At 69.5% G+C, this 2791-nt stretch carries 4 protein-coding genes; 2 read left to right on the top strand and 2 right to left on the bottom strand.

Translation table 11 applies throughout. The annotated features are described in order from the left end of the window. A partial coding sequence (locus VI238_RS07685) for an SGNH hydrolase domain-containing protein (protein ID WP_331650105.1) occupies positions 1-661 on the top strand: 661 nt, incomplete at its 5' end. A 12-nt stretch (positions 662-673) separates the two neighbouring features. On the opposite strand, the gene VI238_RS07680 is transcribed toward VI238_RS07685, so the two are convergent. Then, the gene (locus VI238_RS07680) at positions 674-1105 is read right to left on the bottom strand and encodes an RNA-binding S4 domain-containing protein (protein ID WP_331650104.1); all 432 of its coding nucleotides are present in this window, start codon (positions 1103-1105) and stop codon (positions 674-676) included. Beyond that, positions 1102-1437: a quaternary ammonium compound efflux SMR transporter SugE gene (sugE, locus tag VI238_RS07675; protein ID WP_422653340.1), complete on the bottom strand. Its 336-nt coding sequence runs from the start codon at positions 1435-1437 to the stop codon at positions 1102-1104. Before sugE ends, VI238_RS07680 begins: the two co-directional genes overlap by 4 nt. Positions 1438-1831: 394 nt before the next feature. Between sugE and VI238_RS07670 the strand changes: the two genes are divergently transcribed. After that, the coding region (locus VI238_RS07670; protein ID WP_331650103.1) for a DEAD/DEAH box helicase at positions 1832-2791 on the top strand (960 nt) is incomplete at its 3' end.

Raw genomic sequence — 2791 nt, 5'->3', positions numbered from 1 at the left:
CACCGGCGCGACGATCGTGCTGTATCACAACCAGAACTGCACGTTCGCGAGCTTGCAACCCGAACGCGAACAGGGCGCGTGCCCGGCGCAGGGCCAGGCGGCGATCGACGACATGCTCGCACGCGGCCGCGTCGGCGACATCGTGTTCCTCGCTGCATTGCGCCTCAACCGCCTGTCCAACCAGTTCGCCGGCGTCGACGAAGCGCGCGCGCGCGGCGGCATCGGCAGCGAGGCCGCGCGGACACGCCGCAGCGCGGCGGAAAAGAAGCTGATCACGCAGCTCGTCCCGCTCGCACGACACGGAATGCGGATGATTGTCGATGCGCCCAAGCCGGTGTTCCGCGCGCCACCGTTCCGCTGCGCGGACTGGTTCGATCGCGGCAATCCGATCTGCGCGGCGGGCCTCGAAATGCGCCGCGACGACCTGCAACGCTATCGCGCACCCGTACTCGACAGCCTCGCGCGCGTGGCACAGGGCGTGCCCCAATTGCTCGTCTGGGATCCGTTCCCGATCCTCTGCCCCGACGCGGTATGCGTCGCGATCCGCGACGGCAAGCCGCTGTTCTTCGACGGCGATCACCTGAGCGCATACGCCAACCGCATGCTGCGCGACGACTTCGAACGCATCGTGCGCGAGGCGCACGCGAAGCCGGATGCGTGAAGGTCCGTCGCGCTACAGCGCCTCGATGTCGCCCAGCGCGCGGATCAACCGTCGCGCGCGCTTGTCCGGCTTGCTCGGCGGTTTCGCGTAGCCGGCGCCGGTGAGCCGGCGCTGATCGGCAGCGGCGAGGCGCGCGGCGCGGCCGGATTCCGTCTCTCCGTACAACCGCTGCGCGACGCTCGCCGGGCCGCGCGTCTCGCTGAGGCCGAGCACGTCGACTTCGTAGCGTTCCTCGCCGCGCGCGATGCGCAGGCGGTCACCGACGTGAATGAGGCGCGCCGGACGCGCGCTGCCTTCGGCGAGTTCGACCTTGCCGCCCTCGATCGCCTGCTTGGCGAGCGACCGCGTCCTGAAGAAGCGCGCCGCCCACAGCCAGATATCGAGGCGGACGCCTGCTCGCGAATCACCGCTCGCCGCGGCGTGGCTCGCATCCGCCTTGGTCACGCCTGGCCCGCTCCGCCGAGCCACTTGAGGCCGACCACGCCGACGAGGATCAGCGCGATGCAGGCGAGCCGGGCGAGGTCGCGCGATTCGCCGAACAGCACCATGCCGAGTATCACGGTGCCGACCGCGCCGATGCCGGTCCATACGGCGTACGCCGTGCCGAGCGGGATTTCGCGCATCGCGAGCGCGAGGAGCCAGAAACTCACGGCCATGCCGGCGACCGTCGCCAGCGTCGGCAGCGGGCGCGAGAAGCCGTCGGTGTACTTGAGGCCGACCGCCCACGCGATCTCGGCGAGGCCGGCGAGCAGCAGGTAGAGCCAGGGCAACGACATGGAAGCGACACCGCGCATCGGAATACGTCGGCCGAGCCTAGGCCGGGCACGCAGGCGGGTCAACGCGCGAAACTGAACCCTTCGCACCGGCATCGCAGTGGAGGGTGGCCGAAACGACGCGCTTCGTGTATGGTGCGCGCGGTCTGTTGCGCCGCTACGCGGTTTTCCCTCTGGAACGCATCCGATCGCCGCCTCAGGCAGCGTTTCGCGTTCCGCACCGATCGGCTTCGTCGCCTCATTCCGGAATCGCCGGCCATCCGGGTCGCCGATCCGCCATCTTCGCATCTTCAGCGCGGTTTCTTGGGAACGCTGGGTGCTGCTCGGTCTTCCGCCCGTTCTCGACGGAAGCGCCGGCACGGCGCATCCGTGCGCCGACTCTCACCAGGAGTTTGCAATGTCTTTCGAAACCCTCGGGCTTGCGCCTGCGCTGCTGCGCGCGCTCGCCGAACAAGGCTATACCGCCCCCACCCCGATCCAGGCCGCGGCGATTCCGCCCGCGCTGGAAGGCCGCGACCTGCTCGCGGGTGCGCAGACCGGCACCGGCAAGACGGCCGCGTTCTCGCTGCCGCTGCTCGATCGGCTGTACGCCGGCGAGCGCAAGCCTGCCGCACCGAAGGCGCCGCGTGCGCTCGTGCTCACGCCGACGCGCGAACTCGCCGCGCAGGTACACGAGAGCGTGCGCGCGTACGGCAAGCATCTGGGCGTGCGCGCAACGACGATCTTCGGCGGCGTCGGCATGCAGCCGCAGGTCGAGGCGCTGCGTCGCGGCGTCGAGATCCTCGTCGCCACGCCAGGCCGCCTGCTCGACCACATCCAGCAGCGCAGCGTGAACCTCTCGCACATCGAGGTGCTCATCCTCGACGAGGCGGACCGCATGCTCGACATGGGCTTCCTGCCGTCGATCAAGCGCATCCTCGGCCACTTGCCGAAGCAGAACCGCGTCACCTGGCTGTTCTCGGCCACGTTCGCGCCGGAGATCAAGGCGCTCGCCGCCGAGTTCATGCGCGAACCGGTGGAAATCCAGATCGCCAAGCCGAACAGCGTCGCCGCGACCGTCACGCACCGCGTGCATCCGGTCGACGCGTCGAAGAAGCGCGACCTGCTGCTGCACCTGCTGCAGAACGACGCGCGCCAGACGCTCGTGTTCGGCCGCACCAAGCACGGCGCCGACAAGCTCGCGCGCGTGCTCGAGCAGGCCGGCCTGCGCGCCGCGGCGATCCACGGCAACAAGAGCCAGAACCAGCGCACGCGCGCACTGAAGGACTTCAAGAGCGGCAAGATCGCCGTGCTCGTCGCGACCGATATCGCCGCGCGCGGGCTCGATATCGACCAGCTGCCGATGGTGATCAACTTC

It is taken from the genome of Dokdonella sp. (genome assembly GCF_036518555.1).
Classification (GTDB): Bacteria; Pseudomonadota; Gammaproteobacteria; order Xanthomonadales; family Rhodanobacteraceae; genus Dokdonella_A.
The sequence above is the reverse complement of the archived record's forward strand: the minus strand, read 5'-3'. Positions and strand labels throughout refer to the sequence as shown.